The organism is Streptomyces sp. NPDC058674 (genome assembly GCF_042716505.1).
Taxonomy (GTDB): Bacteria; Actinomycetota; Actinomycetes; order Streptomycetales; family Streptomycetaceae; genus Streptomyces.
Map to the genome: position 1 here is coordinate 1 of NZ_JBHXSC010000131.1, position 5366 is coordinate 5366.

Sequence of the window (5366 nt, forward strand, 5' to 3'; positions counted from 1 at the left end):
CTCGTACGCCGCCACCTGGGCGGCCTCGGCCGGACCGAGCCCGGCCGCCCGGGCGGTGACGCCGAGCACGACGGGCTGGTGGGCCCCGCGCGGGAAGGCGGCGGCCAGCGCTTCGAGTTCGGGCCCCGGCCAGGTGGCGCGGGCCGCCCGCATCAGCTGCCGCCCGAGGCGCCGCCCGGCGGCGCGCAGGGCCGGCGAGGGGGTGCGGGCGTCGGCCGCGGCGTCGAGTTCGGTCGGATCGACACCGAGGGCGGCGGCCGCGGCGAGGGCGGCGGCGGTGAGTCCGGCGGCGTGCAGCCGTCCCCGGCAGAAGTCCTCCAGGGAGGCGGCGTCGTGGATGCGGCCCGCCCTGCAGGCGGCCTCGGCCCCGCCGGAGTGGGCGTGCCCCCCGGCGGGGAAGCGGCCGTCGGCGAGGACGAGGAGTGCGGCGAGGGTCATCGGCGGCGCCCCATCAGAACAGGAAGTATCTCTGGGCCATGGGGAGTTCGGCCGCGGGGGCCGGTTCGACGGCTTCGCCGTCGATGGTGACCGTGAAGGTGTCGGCGTCGACCTCGACCCTGGGCATGGCGTCGTTGTTGCGCATGTCCGCCTTGCCGACCTTGCGGGTGCTCTCGATGGCGACGAACCGCTTGGCGAGGCCGAGGCGCTCGGGGAGTGCGTCGTCGAGGGCGGCCTGCGCGGTGAAGTTGATCGAGTTCAGGCCCGGGGCGCGGCCCAGACTCCCGAACATCGGTCGGGGCAGGACGGGCTGGGGCGTGGGGATGGAGGCGTTGGCGTCACCCATCTGGGCGTAGGCGATCTGGCCGCCCTTGATGACGAGCGCGGGCTTGACCCCGAAGAAGGCGGGGTCCCACAGCACCAGGTCGGCGAGTTTGCCGGTCTCGACCGAGCCGATGTCGCGGGCCAGGCCCTGGGCGACGGCGGGGTTGATCGTGTACTTGGCGACGTAGCGGCGGGCGCGGTGGTTGTCGGCGGGCCCGTCACCGCTCAGGAAGCCGCGCCTCCTCTTCATCACGTGGGCGGTCTGCCAGGTGCGCAGGACGACCTCGCCGACGCGGCCCATGGCCTGGGAGTCGGAGGAGATGATCGAGATGGCTCCGAGATCGTGCAGGACGTCCTCGGCGGCGATCGTCGAGGGCCGGATCCGCGATTCGGCGAAGGCGAGGTCCTCGGGGACGGCCGGGTTCAGGTGGTGGCAGACCATCAGCATGTCGAGGTGTTCCTCGACGGTGTTGACGGTGTGCGGCCGGGTGGGGTTGGTGGAGCTGGGCAGGATGTGGGGCTCGGAGACCACCGTGATGATGTCGGGGGCGTGCCCGCCTCCGGCACCCTCGGTGTGGTACGAGTGGATGGTCCTCCCGCGGATGGCGGCCAGGGTGTCGGCGACGAAGCCGGCCTCGTTCAGGGTGTCGGTGTGGATGGCGAGCTGGGCTCCGGTCTCGTCGCACACGTCCAGGCAGGCGTCGATGACCGCGGGCGTGGCACCCCAGTCCTCGTGGATCTTGAACCCGAGGGCGCCGCCGCGCAGTTGGGCGTGCATGGCCTCGCGGGACATGGTGTTGCCCTTGCCCAGCAGGCCGATGTTGACCGGGTAGGCCTCCAGGGCGGCGAACATCCGGGCCAGGTGCCATGATCCGGGCGTCACGGTGGTGGCCTTGGTGCCCTCGGCCGGCCCGGTGCCGCCGCCGACGAGGGTGGTGATGCCGGAGGCGAGGGCCTCCTCGACGACGGTCGGGGAGATGAAGTGCACGTGCGCGTCGATGGCGCCGGCGGTGACGATCTTCCCGTTGCCCGCGATGATCTCGGTCTCGGGTCCGATGACCAGGGCGGGGTCCACCCCGTCCATGGTGTCGGGGTTGCCGGCCTTGCCGATGCCGCAGATGCGGCCGTCGCGGATGCCGAGGTCCGCCTTGACGATGCCCCAGTGGTCGAGGATCACGACCCCGGTGACCACGGTGTCGGGGGCGCCTTCGGCCCGGGTGGTGCGGGCCTGTCCCATGGACTCGCGGATCACCTTGCCCCCGCCGAAGACGGCCTCGTCGCCGGACCGGCCGGGGCCGCCGCCGAGGTCCTGCTCGATCTCGACGAAGAGGTCGGTGTCGGCCAGCCTGATCCGGTCCCCGGCCGTCGGGCCGAAGAGGTCGGCGTACACCTGGCGCGGGATCTCAGCCATCGAGCGGCCCTCCGGTCTCCCCGCGCAGTCCCGGTACGGTGCGCAGTCCGCCAAGCGGCACGAGTTCCACGGCGACGGGGATGCCCGGCTCGAAGCGGACGGCGGTGCCCGCGGCGATGTTGAGCCGGAGCCCCCGGGCGGCGGCCCGGTCGAAGTCGAGGCCGGGGTTGGCCTCGGCGAAGTGGTAGTGCGAACCGACCTGGACGGGCCGGTCGGCGGCGTTGAGCACGGTGAGGCGGGTGACGGGGCGGCCTTCGTTGAGGCGCACCGGGCCGTCCCCGTAGGCGATTTCGCCGGGGATCATGCGGGTACTCCCCTCAGACGATCGGGTCGTGGACGGTGACGAGCTTGGTCCCGTCCGGGAAGGTCGCCTCGACCTGGACGTCGTGGATCATCTCGGGAATCCCCTCCATGACCTCGTCGCGGTGCAGCACGGTGCGCCCGGAGGCCATCAGCTCGGCCACGGTGCGGCCGTCGCGCGCGCCTTCGAGGATGTGGGAGGTGATCAGGGCGATCGCCTCGGGGTGGTTGAGGCGCACACCGCGCGCCCTCCGCCTCTCCGCCACGTCGGCGGCCACATGGATGAGCAGCTTCTCCTGCTCGTGTGGTGTCAGTTGCACACATATCACCAAGCTTCCGGGACAAGATCAACGTCACGCCGGGCCGACCTTAGGGGGCGTCGACGCGTTGTTGACCTGCGCATGTCCGAACCAAGCATGTCTTGCCCCGTGCGGGGAAAGGCTTTCCGCCCCGAGCACCGCCGCTTTACCGGATGATGGGTGATCATTGGCGGAGGAACGTGGCCGCCACGCTATGTGCCGCGCTTTTCCGTCGGGTTAACCCACGTTTCGGGGAGGCACCCGCTTCACCGCACGGGGCCCCGGATTCTTCGTCCGTATACGAGCCGACAGACGGCCGCCGCCCGAGGAGACGCATGTTTCTCAACCCCGTCCGGCACATCACCTTCGACGCCGTCGACCCGTACGGCGTCGCCGAGTTCTGGTCCGCTGTGACGGGCTACCCGATCCACCCGGACGACGTGGACGGCGACGACGAGGTCCTGCTCGAGCCGGGGCAGCCGGGCGTGCCCGGACTGCTGTTCATCCGGGTGCCGGACGCCAAGTCCGTCAAGAACCGGGTCCACCTGGACATCCAGCCCGCCGTCGGCACCCGTGACGAGACGGTCGAGCGGCTGATCGGCCTCGGCGCGAAGCTCGTGGATGACCGGCGGGCGCAGGACGGGGTGATGGGCTGGGTCGTGCTCGCCGACCCGGAGGGCAACGAACTGTGCATCGAGCGCAGCGCGGCCGAGCGCGGTCTCGTCTGAGGCGTCCCGTCACCCCGGGTCGCCTCCGCTGCGGGTCAACCGCCGGTGGCGCTGCCGGCGGGCGCTCCCACCGGCCAGGGCAGGGCGATCCACACCGTCTTGCCGCCGTCCTCGGTGGGGCTGACCGACAGCCGGCCGCCCGCCTCGGCAGCCAGGCACCGGATGATGACCATGCCCCGGCCGTTGTCCTGCTGGACGGCGGCGGGGAGCCGCTTGGGCCAGCGCGGGTGGCTGTCGGTCACGCCGATGCGCAACCACTCGCCCCGCTCCAGCCAGACGTCGACGGTGAAGGTGGGCGACTGGCCCAGGGTGTGCTGCACGGCGTTGGTGGCGAGCTCCGAGACGATCAACCGGACGCTGTCCCCGGTGTCGGCGCCCTCGGGCAGTCCCCATGCACCCAGCACCTGTGCCACGTAGCGGCGGGCAGCGGAGACCGAAGCGGGTTCGCTCGGCAGAGTGACGGATGCTTCCTGGAGATCTGCCATGGCGACGGTCCCTTTCCCACCGGGGCGCAGCCGCCCCGGATCTGTGCTGGACGCCAGAGTGCCACCCATCGTGCCGCCGATTCTGCGGTTCTCCCAAGACCTGCATATATCTGTCGCTCGTTGCGGTGAACTCTGCTACGGAAGAGCGTATGTGGACGGCAGGCCGGTGCGAGCCGTGCCGGTGGAAGGAGGCGGGTGTGCAACACGGTCCCGCGGTGCGCCGACGCAAGCTCGGCGAGGAACTTCGCGCCCTGCGCGACCGGTCCGGACTCACGAGTGGTGAGGCGGCCCGGCTCGCGGGATGGCACCAGTCGAAAATCAGCCGTATCGAGACGGGCCGCAGCGGCGTGAAGGCAGAGGACATCCGCCTGCTCCTCGACGTGTACGGGGAGATCGTGAGCCCCCAGCAACGCGCGCTGCTGGAAGCCCTGTCGGCCTCGGCGGCCGGTCCCGCGGCCGGGGACGGCGCCGGGCGGGGCCGCCAGTGGTGGCACGACTACCGGGGTCTGCTGCCCCAGGAGTACCGGGACTTCATCAGCCTGGAGGCCGGGGCCCGCTCCGCGCGGACCGTGGAGCTGTCGGTCGTGCCGGGGCTGCTCCAGACGCGCGACTACGCACGGGCCGTGACCAGGGCGGCACTGGGCGGGCTGCCGGAGCCGAAGGTGGACGCGCTGGTCGAGGTGCGGCTGGCACGGCAGGCGGTACTGCGGGCCGAGCCGCCGCTGGAGCTGAGCGCCGTCCTGGACGAGGCGGTGCTGCGGCGGCAGATCGGCGGGGCCGGGGTGATGGCGGAGCAGTTGCGGCACCTAGCCGCGGTGTCGCTGCTACCCCAAGTGAGCCTACAAGTACTGCCGTTCAGCGTAGGGGGGCATCTCGGCCTCACCGGGCCGTTCGTCATCTTCTCATTTCCGAACATCGCCGATCTGGATGTGGTGGTACTCGACCATTTGACGAGTAGCCTCTATCTGGAGCGGAAGGAAGACCTTGAGGCGTACAGCGCCGCGTTCCGCACCATCCAGGCGCACGCCCTCCCGCCCCAGGACTCGTCGGACCTGATCAGCGCCCTCGCTGACGACGCGTAAGGAGGCACCCCCCGTGTCCGCAACCCTCTTACCGACCAGCGGACTTCTGACCGGCGCACGGTGGCGGCGGAGCAGCCGCAGCACCGGAATGAACAACTGCGTCGAGGCGGCCGTCCTCGGCGGCGGCCGACTGGCCGTCCGCGACTCCAAGCGGACGGACGGCCCGGCCGTGCTCTTCACCCGGCCGGCCTGGCACGGATTCCTCGCACACGTGCGGGCGGACGTACACCCGTAGCGGCTCCGCCCGGAGCCACGGGAGCCACGGGCCGTTTGGCGCTGTGACCGCACTAGCGTGGGGC

Annotated in this window: 8 protein-coding genes; 3 read left to right on the forward strand and 5 right to left on the reverse strand. The window is 71.6% G+C overall.

What is annotated here, in order from left to right:
• The 4 genes from ACFWU6_RS33450 to ACFWU6_RS33465 form a co-directional block, all read right to left on the reverse strand.
• Window positions 1–438 (reverse strand): urease accessory protein UreF (locus ACFWU6_RS33450; protein ID WP_383985232.1); only part of this gene is annotated, 438 nt, incomplete at its 3' end.
• Window positions 439–451: 13 nt separating this feature from the next.
• Window positions 452–2173, reverse strand: coding sequence for an urease subunit alpha (locus ACFWU6_RS33455; protein WP_383985235.1), 1722 nt, complete (start codon window positions 2171–2173; stop codon window positions 452–454).
• On the reverse strand, window positions 2166–2477 hold the full coding sequence (locus tag ACFWU6_RS33460) for an urease subunit beta (protein ID WP_266578461.1): 312 nt from the start codon (window positions 2475–2477) through the stop codon (window positions 2166–2168). The genes ACFWU6_RS33455 and ACFWU6_RS33460 overlap by 8 nt, the downstream gene beginning before the upstream one ends.
• A 13-nt stretch (window positions 2478–2490) precedes the next feature.
• Window positions 2491–2793: an urease subunit gamma gene (locus ACFWU6_RS33465; RefSeq protein ID WP_383799319.1), complete on the reverse strand. Its 303-nt coding sequence runs from the start codon at window positions 2791–2793 to the stop codon at window positions 2491–2493.
• Between the two features lie 314 nt (window positions 2794–3107).
• Between ACFWU6_RS33465 and ACFWU6_RS33470 the strand changes: the two genes are divergently transcribed.
• Window positions 3108–3500: a VOC family protein gene (locus tag ACFWU6_RS33470; RefSeq protein ID WP_383799317.1), complete on the forward strand. Its 393-nt coding sequence runs from the start codon at window positions 3108–3110 to the stop codon at window positions 3498–3500.
• A gap of 35 nt (window positions 3501–3535) precedes the next feature.
• Here ACFWU6_RS33470 and ACFWU6_RS33475 read toward each other — a convergent pair whose 3' ends face one another.
• Window positions 3536–3985, reverse strand: coding sequence for an ATP-binding protein (locus tag ACFWU6_RS33475; protein WP_383799314.1), 450 nt, complete (start codon window positions 3983–3985; stop codon window positions 3536–3538).
• Between the two features lie 197 nt (window positions 3986–4182).
• On the opposite strand from ACFWU6_RS33475, the gene ACFWU6_RS33480 reads away from it, so the two are divergent.
• Entirely contained in the window at window positions 4183–5067 is an 885-nt protein-coding gene (locus ACFWU6_RS33480; protein WP_383985238.1) for a helix-turn-helix domain-containing protein, read from the forward strand.
• Window positions 5068–5080: 13 nt separating this feature from the next.
• A complete protein-coding gene (locus ACFWU6_RS33485; protein WP_383799309.1) occupies window positions 5081–5302 on the forward strand; it encodes a DUF397 domain-containing protein in 222 nt (73 codons plus the stop codon).
• Window positions 5303–5366 lie beyond the last annotated feature (64 nt).